Raw genomic sequence first — 17,143 nt, 5'->3', positions numbered from 1 at the left:
ATGGAGACGACACCCATGACCACCCCGAACGACCCGCTGGTTCTCTACGGAGAAACCTTTCAGAGCCGCCTGCTGCTCGGCACCGCGCGCTACCCCTCGCCCGACCTGCTCGAAGCGGCCGTGAAGCGCGCGAAGCCCGCGATGCTCACCGCATCGCTGCGCCGCCAGACCGCCAACCAAGGCTCCGGCGGCAACGACACGAGCAACGGCTTCTGGGCGCTGCTGCGCAAGCTGGCGGTGCCCGTGCTGCCCAATACGGCCGGCTGCCACAGCGTGCAGGAGGTGATCGCCACCGCGCAGATGGCGCGCGAGCTGTTCGACACGCCCTGGATCAAGCTCGAATTGATCGGCGACGACTACACGCTGCAGCCCGACACGCTGAACCTCGTCGACGCCGCCTCGCAGCTGATCCGCGACGGCTTCAAGGTACTGCCCTATTGCACCGAGGACCTTGTGGTGTGCCAGCGATTGGTCGATGTGGGCTGCCAGGCCGTGATGCCGTGGGCCGCGCCCATCGGCAGCGGCCGTGGTCCCGTCAATCCGTATGCGCTGCAGGTGCTGCGCGAGCGGCTCAAGGTGCCGATGCTGGTCGATGCGGGCCTGGGCCTTCCTTCGCACGCCTGCCAGGTGATGGAGTGGGGCTACGACGGCGTGCTGCTCAACACCGCCGTTGCGCTCGCGCAGGACCCCGTTGCGATGGCCGGCGCCTTCGCCGATGCGGTGCAGGCAGGCCGCACCGCTCACCGCGCCGGCGCGATGGCCGCGCAGGACTCCGCACAGCCCAGCACACCGGTGCTCGGCACGCCCTTCTGGCACCACACCGCATGAGCCACATGACCGACGCCCGTTCCATCGCCCACGCCATCGTCGCGGCCCACGGGCTGCGATTCGGCGCCATCACCGCATCGACCGTGGGTGCCACCACTTTCTCGTCGGACGAAGCGGTCTATCGCGGCGCCAAGCAGGCCTGCACCGCACTCGGCTTCATCGAGGTCGATGCCGAATGCCTCGCGCTCGCCTGGCATGCACAGACCGAACGCATCGGCCATTTCGACGGCGCCCGATGGCCCGATGCGCCCGCCGACTTCGGCATGCGTTCGTTTCCGCCGGCGTCGCGCGACGACGCCTTCCTGCCCTGCCCCGAGCGGCTCGGCCTCTACGCCGTGCTGCCCGATGCGGCATGGGTCGGCCGCATGGCGCGTGCCGGCGTGCCGACGGTGCAACTGCGCTTCAAGTCCGACGATGCCGAGGCTGTCGAGCGCGAAGTGCAAGCGGCCGTCGAGGCCGTGCAGGCCACGGGCGCCCTGCTCTTCATCAACGACCACTGGCAGGTCGCCATCGCCGCAGGCGCCTATGGCATCCACCTTGGCCAGGAAGACCTCGATGCCCTGTCGCCGGAGGAACTGCAGCAGCTGCGCGCCTCCGGCCTGCGCCTGGGCGTCAGCACGCACGGCTATGCCGAGATGGTGCGCGCCGATGCGGTGAGCCCGAGCTACATCGCGATGGGTGCGGTCTACCCGACCACGCTCAAGAAGATGGCGACCGCGCCGCAAGGCGTGGCCCGGCTCGCGGCGTATGCGCGCCTGCTGCGCGGCTATCCGCAAGTGGGCATCGGCGGCATCGATGCCGAGCGACTGCCGGAGGTGCTCGCCACCGGCGTGGGCTCGGTCGCGGTGGTGCGCGCGCTGGTGACGGCCACCGATCCCGAGGCCACAGCCGCGCAATGGATGACGGCCATGGGCGCCGTCATCGGCAACTGAACACATCCCTTCCCTCAATGACTCAACGACGCTTTCCACATTCCCTGGCCCTGACGCTCTCGCCCATCTCGTACGCGGTCGCTGCCGTGCTGTTCGCGGCCGCCTGCAGCACACACGCGCAGCAGACAACGCTGCGCGAAGTCGTCGTCAATGAAGGCGCGGCTGCGCCGCAGGCTGACGTCAGCGGCTTCGGCGACGTGCCCCTGCGCGAGCTGCCGCTCTCGGCCACGGTGATCGACAGCAAGCAGCTGAATGCCAGCGGCGCGCGCCGGCTCGCCGACCTGACGCAGTTCGACTCGTCGGTGACCGATGCCTACAACTCCGCCGGCTACTGGGACTACCTGACCGTGCGCGGCTTCGTGCTCGACAACCGCTTCAACTACCGGCGCGAAGGCCTGCCGATCAGCGCCGAGACCTCGATCCCTCTCGACAACAAGGAGCGCGTCGAGATCCTGCGCGGCACCAGCGGCATCCAGGCCGGCACCAGCGCCCCGGGTGGGCTCGTCAACTACGTCGTCAAGCGCCCCACCGAGCAGGACCTGCGCACGGTGCGCATCGAGACCACCAGCCGTGGCAGCGTGCTCGGCGCGCTCGACCTGGGCGGCCGTTTCGGCGAGAACCGACAGTTCGGCTACCGGCTCAACATGGCGAGCGAAAACCTGAAGCCGCTCGTGCACAACCTCGATGGCAACCGCAACATGTTCTCGCTTGCGGCCGACTGGCGCATCACGCGCGACTCGGTGCTGGAGTTCGAGGTCGAGCAAAGTCGCAAGACGCAGCCGAGCCAGAACGGCTACAGCCTCCTGGGCAGCGTGCTGCCCGCGCCGGTCGACCCGCGCATCAACCTCAACAACCAGCCGTGGTCGCAGCCCTCGGTGTTCAAGGCGCTCACGGGCACCGTGCGCTTCAGCCAGGCGCTGAACGCCGACTGGCGCTGGAGCGCGCAGATCGGCCAGCAGCGCCTGAAGACCGACGACCGCCTGGCCTACGCCTTCGGCTGCGGCGCCGAAGGCAACTACGACCGCTACTGCTCTGACGGCACCTTCGACGTCTACGACTTCCGCAGCGAGAACGAACGCCGCACGCAGACCGCGGGCAGCCTGAACCTGAAGGGCAACGTGATGACCGGCAGCGTGCGGCACGAGCTGGGCTTTGGCCTCTTGCAAAGCCGCGTGCGCAACCGGTTCCAGGATCAGGCTTACAACTATGTGGGCACGGGCAACATCTGGGCGACTGCCGTGGTGCCGGCCGACCCGACGCTCACCGACGTCAACACGAACCGCGACGAACGCTCGACCGAACTGTCGGTGCAGGACGCGATCCGCTGGAGTGACCGCTTCACGACATGGGTCGGCGTGCGCCACACGCGGCTGGACCGCAGCAGCGTTCGCACCGACGGCTCGCGCCCCACGAGCTACAAGGACGGCATCACCACGCCGTGGATCGCGGCGAGCTATGCCATCCAGCCCGGGCTGCTCGCGTATGCGAGTTGGGGCAAGGGTGTCGAATCGCAGGTCGTGCCGAACAAGAGCTCGCAGTACAGCAACGCCGGCGAGGCGCTGCCCGCGCTGAGTTCGCGCCAATGGGAACTGGGCATCAAGGGCGGCAACGACACTTTCAACTGGCAGCTCGCGTGGTTCGACATCTCGCGTCCGATGACCAACCTCGATGCATGCAACCGTCTGGGTATCACGCCGTGCGAAGCGAAGTACGACGGCCGCGCCGTGCACCGAGGCCTCGAAGCCGGCGCGCAGTGGACGCAGGGCCCGTGGCGCATCGGCGGCAGCGTGACGCTGATGGACGCCAAGCGCCGCGGCAGCACCGTCGAACCCGCGAGCAACGGACAGTGGCCGACCAACGTGCCCAAGCAAGTGCTTCGCGCGCAGGCGGCTTATCGCGTGCCCGCGGTGCCAGGCCTTGAAGTGGCGGGCCAGCTGTCGCACGAAGGACGTCGCAACGTGCTGGCCGACGGGTCGATCACACTGCCCTCGTGGACGCGCGTCGATGCGATGCTGCGCTACGACACGAAACTGCGCGGCGTGAACACGAGCTGGACGCTGGCCGTCGACAACCTGTTCGATCGCCGCTACTGGAAGGAATCGCCCTACCAGTTCGGGCATGTCTACCTGTTCCCCGGTGCACCGCGCACGCTGCGTCTGGGCCTGAGCGTCGCGCTGTGAAGATGCACGAGCGAAAGTTTTTTCTGCAAAAGTTCGGGAGGCTTGAGAAGGCCAAAAAAACCACGCTATAATCTGAGGCTTGTTCCTCGATAGCTCAGTTGGTAGAGCGCCGGACTGTTAATCCGTAGGTCCCTGGTTCGAGCCCAGGTCGAGGAGCCACTACAAGCCGCAAGGCAACTGGATGCCCCGCTACTCAAAAGGTAGCGGGGCATTTTCATTTGGGAGCGCTTTCTTGGGCAGCTAGACTCGCACCTCGTCCACCGAATCGAGGTCCTCAATGAACAACACGAGTCGATACGAATTCAGCCTGCCTTTTTGCAGCGAAGAGCAGCAGCTGCAGGTCCAGAAGGTGCTCATGCTCCCCGGCGCGATAACGACCTCCACGGTCAACCGCAGCACCGGATCGGCCGGAGTGACCGTACAGGCCACCTTCCTTCCGGCCCACTCCCTCGCGCTCATGCAGGCAGAGATCATTGCGCGCATGGCACCCATCGGTCTCCTGCCGGTGCGGACCCCGGGCTGATCGGCAAAGCCGGGCCACGGGAAGAATTCTTACCTGCAGTTTCCAAAAACGGCTATTCCTCGACACTGAAATCTGGTCAGACTCCTGCCAACCAGAAGGAGGGACCGAGGATGACGCGAAGCGAATTCAACACGCTGTCGAGGCGTGCCCGGTTGCGAGAAACCCGCTCTCGCGATGCCGCATACATGGTTCTCGTCGGCGGCGTGCGCCCCGGCGTCGCGGCCCGCGAAGTCGGCACCAGCCCGCAAGCCCTCACCAACACGCTTCGAAAGCTCAGAGATGCCATGAAGGAGCCGCTCGAGCACAACCGCGTGCATTCCGTCGCGGACCATCGCATCGGGAGCTGATTGCTCAGTCGGACGGTCGGCGGATTCCAATACAGTTCTCACCATGCATTTCAAGCCGCAAGCTGAACCCGGACTTCCCGCCCCCCCCACGCCCCGCTCGCTCATCCCCCATCGGATCGCACTGGCCCTCGCCTCGGGCACGCTGAGCGTTCTGCTCGTCGGCTGCGCTTCCAAGCCCTCCCCGGCGCCCGCACCCGCACCGAAGAAGTCCGCGAGCGCCAAGCCCGCACCTGCTGCCCGCAACGACGCCCGTCCCGCACCGGAGCGCCGCCAGCGAAGCAGCGAGCCGGCATCTGCGGCATCGTCCACACCGTCCGCGCCCGTAGCCAAGGCGGAGCGGAATTTCTTTCGTCCGTCGAACGGCACCGTCATCCAGCGATTCAATGGCCGCAACAGCAAGGGCGTCGACTTCGCGGGCTCGGAAGGCGATCCCGTCATCGCCGCGCGCGATGGCAAGGTCGTGTATTCGGCCGTGGGTCCGCGTGGCTATGGCCAGCTCGTCATGATCAAGCACGACGCGGTCTTCGTGACCGCCTACGCGCACAACAGCAAGCTGCTCGTCAAGGAGGGGCAGTCGGTGAAGCGAGGCCAGGTGATCGCCCACATGGGACGCACCGAAGCCGATCGCGTCAAGCTGCACTTCGAGTTGCGCAGGAACGGCAACGCGGTCGATCCCGTTCCCTACTTCGCTTCGCCAGACTAGGGCGGGTCGCGCCGACGATCAGTGCTGCACGACGGGGGTGCGGCCCTTCGCGTTGTCGATGGTCGCGCTGACGGAGTTGGTGTTGACGGCCAGAGCCACCAGGATCGAGCCGACAAAGGACGGATCGGATGCGCCGCTGAAATTCGAGGCGCCGGCGATAGCCAGGGCCTGGGCGACCTGCTGGCGGGTCAGTTCCGCTGCTGCTTCGCCAACGACATTCTTCTTGGTGGTTGCCATCTGAAAACTCCTCGTGATGAAGGCCCGACTGTAACGGCCCCGGCGCCCCGCCGAAGGCCATCCCCCTGCCCGTTCCGGGGCGCTTGTTGCCGCCTGCCCACGGGGCCGCACTGGGTAATAATCTCGCCCGCTTCGCTGCGCGCAGACCATGACTTTCGGCACTGGCATGCCGATTCTTGAGGTCGTATCGTCGCGCGGTCGCTGGCGGCGCGACGAATCGGGGGAGGTCACACAGGCCATGCGGTCCCACTTCGGTATCCGATGAGTGGCGTCTCCCCCTGGGGCGCCTCCTCACTCTTATCTCTCTGGATCCGGACATGGCTTCTTCCAAATTCTCTTTCGCAAGCGCAAGCGTTCTTGCCGGCGCGCTGGCTCTCTCCGGCTGCGCGACCACCGACATGCAAATGGGCAGCCAGTCGGCCAAGACCATGGCCACCGGCAGTGCCGCCGGCTCGGCCACCTCCGGTGAAAGCAGCGCGCTCGAGCGCTGCGATTCGCCGCTGGGCACCGTCTCGCTCATCGAGAACGTCAACGCCGGCTGGTACACCGTGCTCACCGGCGAATACAAGCTCCCGCCCACCGCGAACCTGCTGCGCCTGCTGGTGCAGCAATCGAACTGCTTCGTGGTGGTCGAGCGCGGCGCGGCCGGCATGAACGCCATGACGCGCGAGCGCGCGCTCATGCAGTCGGGCGAAATGCGCGGCGGCAGCAACTTCGGCCGCGGCCAGATGGTGGCCTCCGACTACGGCCTGTCGCCCGAGATCGTGTTCAGCAACAACGACGCCGGCGGTATCGGCGGTGCGCTGGGCGGCCTGGTGGGCGGCGGCCGCGGCCGCGCCATCGCCAGCATCGGCGCCAGCCTGCAGACCAAGGAAGCCAGCGCGCTCCTGACCCTCATCGACAACCGCTCGGGCGTGCAGGTGGCTGCCGCCGAAGGCAGCGCCTCCAAGACCGACTTCGCGGGCTTCGGCGGCCTGGGCGGCCTCTCCGCCGCGGGCGGCATCGGCGGCTACACGCGCACGCCGCAGGGCAAGGTGATTGCCGCCGCGTTCATGGACGCCTTCAACCAGATGGTTCGTTCACTGCGCAACTACAAGGCGCAGACGGTGCGCGGCCAGGGTCTGGGCGGTGGCGGTCGCTTGGGCGTGGACGGCGGCGCCGCGCCGTCGCAAACCTCGGCGCCGGGCGCAGCACGCCCCCGCCGCAAGTAAATCGCAAATCAGGCCGTTGCGCTGATGGCATCGGTCAGGAACTGCACGAACGCCTTGCCCGCATCGGGCAGCGAGCGGCCGGCCAGTGTCTGGACCTCGAGATGGCGCTCGTTCATCTCCCTGTCCTTCAGGGGGATCGCGACCAGCGCCTTGGTCTTGAGCAGCGTGCGGATCGACAGCTCTCCATAGAAAGCAATGCTGCCGCCGCCCGCGGCCGCGAAGCTCACCAGCGCATTCGCATGGTTGCTGGACATGGCCTGCACGTACTGCAGCCCCTGCCTGCTGCAACCGATGTCGAGCAACTGCCTGATGGAGCTGTCCTCCTGCGGCAGGCCCAGCGGATAGCCCACCACCTGGCGCAACGACAACTGCCGCTGCGCCGCCAGCGGATGGCCCTTGGCCATCACTGCCAGGATGGGGCTGGGATGGCGCAGTTCGACCTTGAGGCCGGGCTCGGGCAGCCCGCTCAAGGTCATGCCGACATCCGCTTCACCGTCGCGAATCCGCCGGGGAATCTCGTTCGGTGAGCCGACCTCCAGGTGAAAGCGGATCCCCTCGTATTTGGCGCGAAACCGCGAGATCAGCGTCGGGAGGAAGTCGAAGGCGAAGCCCTCGGTGCTCGCCACCCGCACATGCCCGCTGCGCAGGCCGCGCAGGCCGGCGATGTCGCTCGCAACGCGCTCGATGTCCTGCTGCGTACGCTTGGCATGCGCGGCCAGCAACTCGCCGGCCGCATTGGGCACCATGCCGCGCGCATGGCGATCGAACAGCAGCGTGTCCAGCTCGCGCTCCAGGCGCGCGACCTGCCGGCTCACTGCCGAGGGCGCGACGTTGAGCTTGAGCGCCGCATCCTTCACCGAGCCCGTCTTCACGACCTCGAGAAAGTACCGGACCGCTGTTTCCTGCAGCGCGTGAAGTCGCATGAATTCCTCCGAACAGCCGCGGACAAGTGGCCACGTCGATTGCCGATTCAGCAATCCACAATTCTAAACATTGCGCTTGTGGCAGCCGAGGCCCACTCCTACGATGGGATTTCTCAGGAGCCCCCCGTCATGAAAAGCCTTCCCGCACTGGCCGGCATCGCGTTGATGTCCTGCCTCGGTCTTGCCCCGCTGGCACCACGCGCCGCCATTGCCGCGGAGCCGGGTTTTCCATCGCGGCCGGTCACGCTCGTGATTCCCTTTCCGCCGGGTGGCGCGACGGACGTGAACGGCCGGATCCTCGGCCAGCGGCTGAGCAAGGAGCTGGGCCAGCCCGTCGTCATCGAGAACCGCGCCGGAGCCGGAACGATCATCGGCGCGAGCTACGTCTCCAAGGCGGCACCGGACGGCTACACGCTGCTCGTGAGCTCGGGCACCACTTTCACCGTCAACCCCGCGATACGCCCCAACCTGCCGTACGACCCGGTCAAGGGTTTCGAGCCCATCGGCATCGCCGGGCGGCTCGCGCTCATCCTGCTGGCCAACAGCGAGGTGCCGGTGAAGACCGTCAAACAGTTCGTGGACTACGTGAAGGCGTCGCCGGGCAAGTATTCCTACGCCTCCTACGGCACCGGCACGACCTCGCATTTCGCCGGCGAAACCATCCTGCATGCGGCCGGCCTGAAGATGACGCACGTGCCCTACAAGGGCAGCGCACCGGCCATGACGGACCTCATGGGCGGGCAGGTCGCGTTCAGCGTCGACACGGTGAGCGCCGCCATCCCGCAACTCAAGAGCGGCAAGATCAAGGCCATTGCAGTGACGACGGCCAAGCGGTCCAGCCTCCTGCCCGACGTCCCCAGTCTGGCCGAGAGCGGCTATCCCGACATCGACATGGACTCCTGGCTGATCCTCGCCGCACCGCGCGGCCTGCCCGCCGATGCGAAGACCCGGCTCGAGAAGGCGCTCGCCGCGACCATGGCCGATCCGGACACGCGAGCCAAGCTGAGCGCCCAGGGGCTGGAGCCGGTCTACAGCAATGCAGCGGCGGCCAGCGAACTGATCAACCGGGAACTGCCCGTGATGCGGGCCGTCGCTGCCCGCGCGAACATCACCGCCGACTGATCCATCGACCATTGCAATGCCCATACCCACCGAACTCGTCGAACACTCCGCCGTTGAACTGCGCCGCCTGATCGGCAGCAAGGCGATCTCGCCGGTCGAACTGCTCGAGGCCTGCATCGCACGCATCGAGCAGGTGAACCCTTTCGTCAACGCAGTGACCGCGACCTGCTTCGACCGCGCGCGCACCGAAGCCGCGGCCGCGGAAAACGCGGTGATGCAAGGCGATCCGCTCGGACTGCTGCACGGCCTCCCGCTGGGCGTGAAGGACCTGGAGCCCACCGAGGGCCTGCTCACCACCTGGGGATCGCCGATCTACCGCGACCATGTGCCGCAGGAAGACATCGAACTCGTGGCCCGTCTTCGCAAGGCGGGCGCCATCGTGGCCGGCAAGACCAACGTGCCCGAGATGGGCGCGGGCGCCAATTCGCGCAACGAGGTCTGGGGTGCCACCGGCAACCCCTTCAACCCGAACCTGAACGCCGGCGGCTCCTCGGGCGGATCGGCCGCGGCCCTCGCGTGCGACATGCTGCCCGTGTGCACCGGCTCCGACACCGGCGGGTCGCTGCGCATTCCGGCCGCCAAGTGCGGCGTGGTGGGCTTTCGGCCGTCGCCGGGCATCGTGCCGAGCGTGCGAAAGCCGCTGGGCTGGACGCCGATTTCGGTTGTCGGTCCGATGGGCCGCACGGTGGAAGATGCGTGCCTGCAACTCGCGGCATCGGCCGGCATGAACGCCGGCGACCCGTTGAGCTACCCGCTCGACCCTCTCTCGTTTCTCAAGCCGCTGGATGTCGATCTCGGCCGGCTTCGCGTTGCATGGACCGAAGACTTCGGCACCTGCGCGGTGAACGACAGCATCCGCGCCACCATGCGCCGCAAGATCGGCTCGATGCGCCACCTGTTCCAGCGCTGCGACGAAGTGAGCTTCGACCTGGGCGATGCCCACCGCTGCTTCGACGTGCTGCGCGCCGAGGCCTTCGTGGCGGGCATGCACGCCGCCTACGAGCGCGACCCGGACAGCCTGGGCCCGAACCCTCGCGCAAACTACGAGATGGGTGCGCGCATGAGCCTGCTCGACAGCGCCTGGGCGCAGGCCGAGCAGACCCGCCTCATCAAGCGCTTCCAGTCCACCTTCGCCGACTACGACCTGGTGCTCTCGCCGACCACGCCGGTGTCGCCCTTTCCGTGGACACAGCCCTACGCCGACACCATCAACGGCGAGAAGCAGGCCAACTACTACCGCTGGCTCGCGCTGACCTATGTCGTCACGCTGACCACGCATCCGGCGATCTCGCTGCCCTGCGGCGTCGATCATGCGGGCATGCCGTTCGGCCTGCAGGTGGTGGGCGGCTTCCGGGCCGACCACCAGGTGCTGGGCGCGGCGCATGCCATGGAAATGGCGTTCGCCCGCGATGTGCAACTTCGCCGCCCGCGGCCCGACCTGTCGTTGCTGCGCCCTGCCGAACCTTCGCTCACCTCGATCGTCCGGACGCCGCCGGTGCTGTCCGGCGGCGCGCGCGAAGCAGCCATCGTCGCCGCCGTCTGACAGCATCGGCAGAACGGCCACAATTGACCTCCCTCTGGAGGTGAACACGATGGATGGTCTGGAAGAGACGGCGGAAGCGGCAAAAGGCAAGCTCGTCTACCCCTTTGCGGGGCTCCCGCCGCGCGGCAAGTCGATCGAGGTCGCCGCGGGCGTGCACTGGATCCGCATGCCGCTGCCCTACTCGCTCGACCACATCAACCTGTGGGCGCTGGACGACGGTGCCGGCTGGGCCGTGGTGGACACCGGCGTGCGCACCGAGGAAACGGTGGCTGTCTGGCGCGAACTCTTCGCCAACTCGCCGGACACCCGCGGCCTCACCCGCGTCTTCGTGACGCACATGCACCCCGACCACGTCGGCATGGCCGGCTGGCTCACGCGCAAGTTCGGCGTGCGACTGTGGATGACCCGCTCCGAATACCTCATGTGCCGCGTGATGGTGTCCGACACCGGCCGCGAAGCACCCGACGACGCCATCGCCTTCTACCGGCGCGCCGGCTGGAGCGATGCCGCCATCGAGACCTACCGCACGCGCTTCGGCAACTTCGGCAAGCACATCCATCCGCTGCCCGACAGCTTCCGGCGGCTGCGCGACGGCGAGGTGCTGCGCATCGGCGCGCACGACTGGCGCATCGTCACCGGCAACGGCCATTCGCCCGAGCATGCGTGCCTGTACTGCCCCGACCTCAAGGTGCTGATCTCGGGCGACCAGATCCTGCCGCGCATCTCGTCCAACGTTTCGGTCTCGCCGATCGAGCCCGACGCCGACCCGATGGCCGACTGGCTCTCGTCGCTGGCGAAGCTCAAACGCGAGGTGCCCGACGACGTGCTCGTGCTGCCCTCGCACAACGAGTGCTTCCGCGGCCTGCATGCACGCATCGACCGGCTCCAGCAAGGGCAGGAGCGCTCGCTCGACCGGTTGCGCAACACCCTGAAGACGCCGAAGCGCGCGGTCGATGTGTTCGCGAGCCTGTTCGCGCGCAGCATCGCCGAGTCTGACGTGCAGTTGCTGGGCATGGCGACAGGTGAAAGCCTCGCCTGCCTCAATTACCTGCTGCACCGCGGCGAGGTCGCGTGCGACATCGCCGACGACGGCATCGGCTGGTACCGACTCGCCGCCTGACCGCCTGACCGCCTAACCGCCGAACCAGTCGCGCGCCGAGCGCCCCTGATCAGGGCCCAGCATCGAGAAGCCGCCGTCGACCGGAATGTCCGCGCCGGTCACGAAGCGCGCGGCGTCCGAGCACAGGAACAGCACCACCTGCGCCACGTCGTCGCCGTCACCCGCGCGGCCCAGCGGATGCAGCGGCGCCGCCATGCGGTCCGCATACGCGCGGTCGCCGCCCGCCATGCGCGAGAGCGCATCCGACCAGGTCCACCCGGGCGACACCGAGTTCACGCGCACCCGCCGGTGCGCCAGGCTCGCGGCTTGGTTGCGCGTGAGCTGCAGGATGGCCGCCTTGGCCGCCGGATAGAGCGCCCGGCCCGCCGTGCCGAACTTGCCCCCGACGCTGCCCATGTTCACCACCGCCCCACCCTGCGCCGCCAGGGCATCGGCGGTCTTGTGCACCAGCAGCGCGCCAGAGACAAGGTTGACGTCGAGCGCATGCAGCCATTCGCTGCGCGAGGCTTCCAGCCCGTTGTCGCCGTACACCACCGCGTTGTTGATGAGGAAGTCGATGCGCCCCTCGCTGGCGAGCGCATCGGCCACCAGCGCATCGAGCGCCGCGTCCGAGGCGATGTTGCACGCGATGAAGCGGCAGCACGGGCCCAGCTCGGCCGCCAGCGCCTCGCCGCGTGTGGCATCGATGTCCACCGCCAGCACCTGCGCACCGGCCTTCACGAAAGCGCGAACGATGGCGCTGCCGAGCATGGCCGCCGCGCCGGTGACGATGGCGACTTTTCCTTCGAGATTCGAGCTCATGGCATGGCCTTCATCTGTGCGACCGCTTCATCGACGTGCACCACGTCCGCGAGCATCGCCAATGTTTCCAGGCTCGCTGCGTGCAGGTGCGCCTGCGCAGTGTTGCAGGCATCGGCGACGACCGCCACCTCATAGCCCAGGTCGCTCGCGTGGCGCGCGCCGTGTTCAACCACATGGTTGGTCGCGATGCCCGCCACATAGAGCCGCGATGCGCCGGTGCTGCGCACGGCGCCTTCCAGCCCGCTGGCCCAGAACGGGTTGTTGCGCTTGTGAGTGACGATGGCCTCGCCGGGCAGCGGCGCGAGTTCTCCGTAGAACTCCGCGCCCCACTCGCCGTCGAGCACCGCGCCCGTTTCGGCCACCCGCCGGAACAGCGTGCAGTTGCGCAGGCAATCGGCGTACCCCGGCGCGAACGCGATGCGCACGAAGATCACCGGCACGCCGTTCGTCCGCGCGCCGGCGATCAGGCGCGCGGCCGAGGCGATGAGAAGCGGGCGCGCCGGATCGTCGGCCGCCACGCCCACACGCACCTTGCCATCGACGTGCAGCACGTCGTTCTGGTAGTGCATGGCCAGGAGCGCGGCCTTCACATGAACACCTGCAGGGCTTCGTGCGGCGCGTCGCAATTGACGAGCTCAACGCGCTTCATCTGGATGAGGAACCCGTCGCCCTCGCGCTGCAGGGTGTGCAGCACGCTGCCGCCGAAGGTGCGCTGCTCGGTCTTGCGCCATTCGAGGAGCAGGAAGGTCGAGCGCACGACACAGCTTTCTTTATCGCGCGATTCGAGCCCGATGTTCCCCACCACATGCACCGTGCGCGTGGGCGGTTGCTGCGAATAGGCGCGCGCCTGGTCGAGCCGCCGCGCCCGCATCGAGCGCAGCAAGGCGTCCTCGCAGAACAGCGAGGCGTGATTGATGTGGTCGGCCTGCCCGTGCACCAGCGGCACCCAGTAGAGCCCATCGGAGGTGAAGAGCCGCTGCCATTCGTCCCAGCGGTGCTCGTCCAGCAGGCGCGCCTCGTGGTGCAGGAACTGGGTGATCGCCTGCTGCTCGTGCCAGTCGTTGAAGTTCATTTGCCGCTCCCGGCCGGCACGCCCATGTACGAGGCCCATGCCGCGAACATGTTGCGCGACGGCATCTCGCTGTTGCCGTTGGAGGCCCGCCCGCCCGGCAGCGGCTGGTCGCGCCCGGCGGCGCGGTGCATGCTGACCCAGTCGCCGCCGTCGGAAGTCAGCCCCTCCTGCACGCGGTTGTAGGCCTCCAGGTCGTCGGGCATCACGTTCGACGAGGGCGAGTTGACGATGTTGGTGTACTTCAGCGTGCGCTGGAAGGTTGCCTCGGGCGCCCCCTTCAGGCGGAAGCTGAAGATCTCCACCAGCGTGCGGTCCACCGACAGCGGCCGGATCACGCGGATCTGCTGGAATGAGGTGTGCGGCGAACAGCTCGGGTAGACGATGGTGTTGTGCCGGTTCACCCGCAATATCTCGTCGGCGCGCTGCGCACCCTGGCCGGCCTCGAGCGCCGCCACGTAGGCCAGGCTCACCGGGTCGGTGGGCGGCACGAAGATGCCCTCCATGAAGCCGTGGCCGTTGTCGTAGCCCTTGAGCTCCAGGTTCTCCCAGAACTCCAGCGGCTCGCCGTTGCCGTCGACGATCACCACCTCGAAGGGCTTGGGCGTGCCCGAGGGCATGGCCTCGAACTCCTCCTTGGCTGCGCGCCACGACGACTCGTGCGTGGCTACCGCGTGGATCGTGTCGTGCAGGTTCTCGAAGAAGATCTTCCAATTGTTGCGCTGGATCACGCGCTGCACGCCGCCGGCCACTTCCACCTCGCCATCTGGCGCGCGGTCGCAGAAGTTGTCGAGCGACGTGGCCACGCCGCCGAGAAAGTCGGCGAGCTCGGGGCCCTCTTCCGAAAGGCTCGCGAACACGAAGCCGCGGTGGCTCGCCACGCGGGCCACCTTGCGCACCGAGTGCGACCCGCTCTTGAGGTCGAGCGCCGTGTCTTCGTAGCCGCTGCGCAGCGGCACCGACAAGAGGCTGCCGTCGCACTTGAAAGTCCAGCCGTGATAGAGGCACCGCAGGAACTTGCCGGCGCTGCCGCTGCCGTCGGGGACGATCTTGGCGCCCTTGTGCGGGCAGCGGTTGTAGAGCACGTTCACTGCGCCGTCGGTGTGGCGCACCATGACCACGGGCTCGCGGCCCAGGCGCGTGGTGAAGTAATCGCCGACGTTAGGCACCTGGCTCTCGTGGCCCACGTACAGCCAGGCCTGGCCGAAGACGCGGTCCATCTCCAGCTCGAAGATGGCGGGGTCGGTGTAGACGCGCTTGTGCACGCGGTCGGGCTGCACGAGCGACTGGATATCGATCGGGTCTGTCGCTGCGACAGGGATGATGGGGATCACGGAATTCATCGGGTAGGTCTCCTGAAGCGTCATCAGATGTCGAGCACCAGGTGCGGCGTCTTGGCGCGCGACACGCAGGTGCACAGGGTCTTGCCGCCCGCCTTCTCGCGCGGGCTCAGGTTGTGGTCGCGGTGGTCGGGCACGCCCTCCACTACGTCGACGGCGCACACGCCGCAATCGCCTTGGCGGCAGTCGTACATCGGGTCGAGCCCGGCGGCGATCAGCACGTCGAGCAGGCTCTGGCCGGGCTGTACCGTCAGCGTCTTGCCCGAGCGCAGCGTGCGCACCTCGAAGGGGGTGTCGCCGGCCTCTGCGACCGCGCCGGCGAAGAGCTCGAAGTGCACGTGGTCGTCGGGCCAGCCCTGTGCGCGGGCGGTGTCGACCACCGCCTGCACCATGCCGCGCGGACCGCAAACGTGCAGGTGGCGACCGCCCTGCGGCTCCGCGAGCAGTGCGCGCAGGTCGAGGCCGCGCGCGGGGTCGCCGCCGTCGTGCACCACCGTGCCGCCGAGCGCGCGCACTTCGTCCAGGTAGGCGGTCGCCTCTTTGCTGCGCGTCGCATAGAAGAAGTCGAAGGCCTGGCCCTCGGCTGCCAGCGAGCGCGCCATGCACAGCAGCGGCGTGATGCCGATGCCGCCCGCCACCAGCAGCGGCGGCAGGCCGCCCTTGTGCAGCGTGAAATCATTGCGCGGCGGGTGCGCGGCCAGCACCGCGCCGGGTGCGAGCCCGTGCATCCATGCCGAGCCGCCCGTGCCCTGCGGCTCGTGCAGTACTGCGATCTCGTAGCTGCCGGAGCCATCGTGCGGGCGAACCAGTGAATACGCGCGCTGCCCGCTCGAATGCGCCACCTGAACGCTCAGGTGTGCGCCCGGTGCGAACGGCGGCAGGTCGCCGCCGTTCGTGGGCCGCAGCACGAAAGCCTTGATCGCCGGCGTGAGCGGCGTGACCGAGGCCACGACCAGCGCCAGCATGTCTGCGCCCTGCGTCATCCGAGGGGCAGCGCGGGGTCGGCGATCGTGAGGCCGTTCGACTTCGACCAGCGCGGCATCAGCGTGTTCGAGGGCAGCGTCTCGTCCACCAGCTTGCGCGCGGTGTCCGCCCCCGCCACGGGCAGGCCCTTGGCATCGAGCAGGCCGATCTGCACCAGCACGCTGGCCTGGTCCCAATAGATGTGCTCGTGGTAGAGCTTGTCGCCGCGGAACTTCACGATGGCCACCAGTGGAATTTCCACCGGCTTGCCGGTCGGCGCGACGCCCGGCAGCAACCAGTCGATTTCCACCGTGTGGGTGAAAGAGAAGAGCATCTCGTCCACGATCTGCGTCGCGCCCACAGTGCGCGAGATCGGCGTGAGCTGCGTGTCGGGCGGCGTTGTCGGAATGAAGTGGTGCTTGTAGAAGCGCGACAGCTCTTTCGCGCCCACGCCGCCGGTCATGGTCGGGATGTGGTTCACGTAAGGCTCGCTCACCATCGTGCCCATGGTGGCAACGACGTCGCGCGTGGCGAACTCGTATTCGCAGTGCTTGTCCCAGAGCGCCGAGAGGTCGTAGACCGGCCCGATGGCCTCCTTGAAGAGCGCCATCGAGCGCTGGTGCGCCATGAGCGTGGAAGGCTTGTCAAAGTGCTCGCCGCCGGTGCGCGCGAACGCGTGGTCCACGCCGGGGTAGACGTACATCTGCGCGCCGGCCTTGCCGGCAAAGGCCTCCAGCACCTGGGCGCGAGCCTCGGGCGGGCAGAACTTATCGAGCTCGGCGAAGTGCAGCGCGATCGGGCATTCGATCTTCGGCACGAGGTCCAGCGCCGCCTCGATGCCGACGCCGTAGTAGCCCACCGCCGCATCCACGCCCGAATGCGCGGCCGCGAGATAGGCCAGCTTGCCGCCGAGGCAATAGCCCAGCGCGCCCACCTTGCCTGTGCAGGCCGGGTGTGCGCGCAGCGCCTTCACGCTCGCGGTGACGTCGGCGATGCCGGCGTCGATGTCGAACTTCTGGAAGAAGCCGAATGCGCGTTGCCAGTCTTCCGGCGAATAGCCGAGATCGACGTTGGGCTCCATGCGCCAGAAGAGGTCGGGGGCGAGCACCACGTAGCCTTCCTCGGCATAGAGATCGGCCACCTCGCGCACGTAGTCGTTGATGCCGAAGATCTCCTGGCACAGCACGATGCCGGGGCCGCTGCCCGAGGCGGGCAGTGCGAGGTAGCCGCGAAAGCTGCGGCCGTCGCCGGCCGGGATGTCGATGTACTGACTCATCGTGGGTGTCTCCTGAATGGTGGGG

At 67.8% G+C, this 17,143-nt stretch carries 18 protein-coding genes and 1 tRNA gene; 11 read left to right on the top strand and 8 right to left on the bottom strand.

What is annotated here, in order from left to right:
• Window positions 1-15: 15 nt before the first annotated feature.
• The 7 genes from ACSFA7_RS21155 (at window position 16) to ACSFA7_RS21125 (ending at window position 5,513) form a co-directional block, all read left to right on the top strand.
• Window positions 16-828, top strand: coding sequence for a thiazole synthase (locus tag ACSFA7_RS21155; protein ID WP_435501185.1), 813 nt, complete (start codon window positions 16-18; stop codon window positions 826-828).
• A complete protein-coding gene (thiE, locus tag ACSFA7_RS21150) occupies window positions 825-1,760 on the top strand; it encodes a thiamine phosphate synthase (RefSeq protein ID WP_435501184.1) in 936 nt (311 codons plus the stop codon). Before ACSFA7_RS21155 ends, thiE begins: the two co-directional genes overlap by 4 nt.
• 17 nt (window positions 1,761-1,777) lie before the next feature.
• A complete protein-coding gene (locus ACSFA7_RS21145; RefSeq protein ID WP_435501183.1) occupies window positions 1,778-3,940 on the top strand; it encodes a TonB-dependent siderophore receptor in 2,163 nt (720 codons plus the stop codon).
• An 83-nt stretch (window positions 3,941-4,023) separates the two neighbouring features.
• Window positions 4,024-4,099, top strand: a tRNA-Asn gene (locus ACSFA7_RS21140).
• 118 nt (window positions 4,100-4,217) lie between these two features.
• The gene (locus ACSFA7_RS21135) at window positions 4,218-4,463 is read left to right on the top strand and encodes a hypothetical protein (RefSeq protein WP_435501182.1); all 246 of its coding nucleotides are present in this window, start codon (window positions 4,218-4,220) and stop codon (window positions 4,461-4,463) included.
• Between the two features lie 110 nt (window positions 4,464-4,573).
• Complete coding sequence (locus ACSFA7_RS21130) at window positions 4,574-4,810, top strand: hypothetical protein (protein WP_435501181.1); 237 nt, start codon at window positions 4,574-4,576, stop codon at window positions 4,808-4,810.
• A 43-nt stretch (window positions 4,811-4,853) separates the two neighbouring features.
• Complete coding sequence (locus ACSFA7_RS21125) at window positions 4,854-5,513, top strand: M23 family metallopeptidase (RefSeq protein WP_435501180.1); 660 nt, start codon at window positions 4,854-4,856, stop codon at window positions 5,511-5,513.
• Window positions 5,514-5,531: 18 nt separating this feature from the next.
• On the opposite strand, the gene ACSFA7_RS21120 is transcribed toward ACSFA7_RS21125, so the two are convergent.
• The gene (locus ACSFA7_RS21120) at window positions 5,532-5,750 is read right to left on the bottom strand and encodes a hypothetical protein (RefSeq protein WP_257860230.1); all 219 of its coding nucleotides are present in this window, start codon (window positions 5,748-5,750) and stop codon (window positions 5,532-5,534) included.
• A gap of 317 nt (window positions 5,751-6,067) precedes the next feature.
• Between ACSFA7_RS21120 and ACSFA7_RS21115 the strand changes: the two genes are divergently transcribed.
• On the top strand, window positions 6,068-6,961 hold the full coding sequence (locus ACSFA7_RS21115) for a CsgG/HfaB family protein (protein ID WP_435501179.1): 894 nt from the start codon (window positions 6,068-6,070) through the stop codon (window positions 6,959-6,961).
• Window positions 6,962-6,969: 8 nt separating this feature from the next.
• On the opposite strand, the gene ACSFA7_RS21110 is transcribed toward ACSFA7_RS21115, so the two are convergent.
• On the bottom strand, window positions 6,970-7,884 hold the full coding sequence (locus tag ACSFA7_RS21110) for a LysR family transcriptional regulator (RefSeq protein ID WP_435501178.1): 915 nt from the start codon (window positions 7,882-7,884) through the stop codon (window positions 6,970-6,972).
• 129 nt (window positions 7,885-8,013) lie between these two features.
• Between ACSFA7_RS21110 and ACSFA7_RS21105 the strand changes: the two genes are divergently transcribed.
• The 3 genes from ACSFA7_RS21105 to ACSFA7_RS21095 are packed head-to-tail and all read left to right on the top strand — an operon-like array spanning window position 8,014 to window position 11,669.
• Window positions 8,014-9,006, top strand: coding sequence for a Bug family tripartite tricarboxylate transporter substrate binding protein (locus ACSFA7_RS21105; RefSeq protein WP_435501177.1), 993 nt, complete (start codon window positions 8,014-8,016; stop codon window positions 9,004-9,006).
• A gap of 16 nt (window positions 9,007-9,022) precedes the next feature.
• A complete protein-coding gene (locus ACSFA7_RS21100) occupies window positions 9,023-10,549 on the top strand; it encodes an amidase (RefSeq protein ID WP_435501176.1) in 1,527 nt (508 codons plus the stop codon).
• Window positions 10,550-10,598: 49 nt separating this feature from the next.
• Window positions 10,599-11,669 (top strand): MBL fold metallo-hydrolase, encoded by a 1,071-nt coding sequence (locus ACSFA7_RS21095; protein WP_435501175.1) that lies wholly within the window; start codon window positions 10,599-10,601, stop codon window positions 11,667-11,669.
• Between the two features lie 12 nt (window positions 11,670-11,681).
• Here ACSFA7_RS21095 and ACSFA7_RS21090 read toward each other — a convergent pair whose 3' ends face one another.
• From ACSFA7_RS21090 to ACSFA7_RS21065, 6 genes are read right to left on the bottom strand one after another with little or no spacing between them, the layout of a single operon-like run.
• Window positions 11,682-12,470 carry an SDR family oxidoreductase gene (locus ACSFA7_RS21090; protein ID WP_435501174.1) on the bottom strand — a complete coding sequence of 263 codons (789 nt, stop codon included), beginning with the start codon at window positions 12,468-12,470 and terminating at the stop codon, window positions 11,682-11,684.
• Window positions 12,467-13,060 carry a cysteine hydrolase family protein gene (locus ACSFA7_RS21085; protein ID WP_435501173.1) on the bottom strand — a complete coding sequence of 198 codons (594 nt, stop codon included), beginning with the start codon at window positions 13,058-13,060 and terminating at the stop codon, window positions 12,467-12,469. Before ACSFA7_RS21085 ends, ACSFA7_RS21090 begins: the two co-directional genes overlap by 4 nt.
• Window positions 13,057-13,542 (bottom strand): aromatic-ring-hydroxylating dioxygenase subunit beta, encoded by a 486-nt coding sequence (locus tag ACSFA7_RS21080; RefSeq protein ID WP_435501172.1) that lies wholly within the window; start codon window positions 13,540-13,542, stop codon window positions 13,057-13,059. The genes ACSFA7_RS21085 and ACSFA7_RS21080 overlap by 4 nt, the downstream gene beginning before the upstream one ends.
• Window positions 13,539-14,882 carry an aromatic ring-hydroxylating dioxygenase subunit alpha gene (locus ACSFA7_RS21075; protein ID WP_435501171.1) on the bottom strand — a complete coding sequence of 448 codons (1,344 nt, stop codon included), beginning with the start codon at window positions 14,880-14,882 and terminating at the stop codon, window positions 13,539-13,541. The genes ACSFA7_RS21080 and ACSFA7_RS21075 overlap by 4 nt, the downstream gene beginning before the upstream one ends.
• Window positions 14,883-14,905: 23 nt before the next feature.
• Window positions 14,906-15,862 (bottom strand): PDR/VanB family oxidoreductase, encoded by a 957-nt coding sequence (locus ACSFA7_RS21070; protein WP_435501170.1) that lies wholly within the window; start codon window positions 15,860-15,862, stop codon window positions 14,906-14,908.
• The gene (locus ACSFA7_RS21065; RefSeq protein ID WP_435501169.1) at window positions 15,859-17,118 is read right to left on the bottom strand and encodes a dienelactone hydrolase family protein; all 1,260 of its coding nucleotides are present in this window, start codon (window positions 17,116-17,118) and stop codon (window positions 15,859-15,861) included. Before ACSFA7_RS21065 ends, ACSFA7_RS21070 begins: the two co-directional genes overlap by 4 nt.
• Window positions 17,119-17,143: the final 25 nt, after the last annotated feature.

The sequence above is a fragment of the Variovorax trehalosi genome (assembly GCF_051216415.1).
Taxonomy (GTDB): Bacteria; Pseudomonadota; Gammaproteobacteria; order Burkholderiales; family Burkholderiaceae_C; genus Variovorax.
This window is presented reverse-complemented; position numbering and strand designations above follow the sequence as displayed.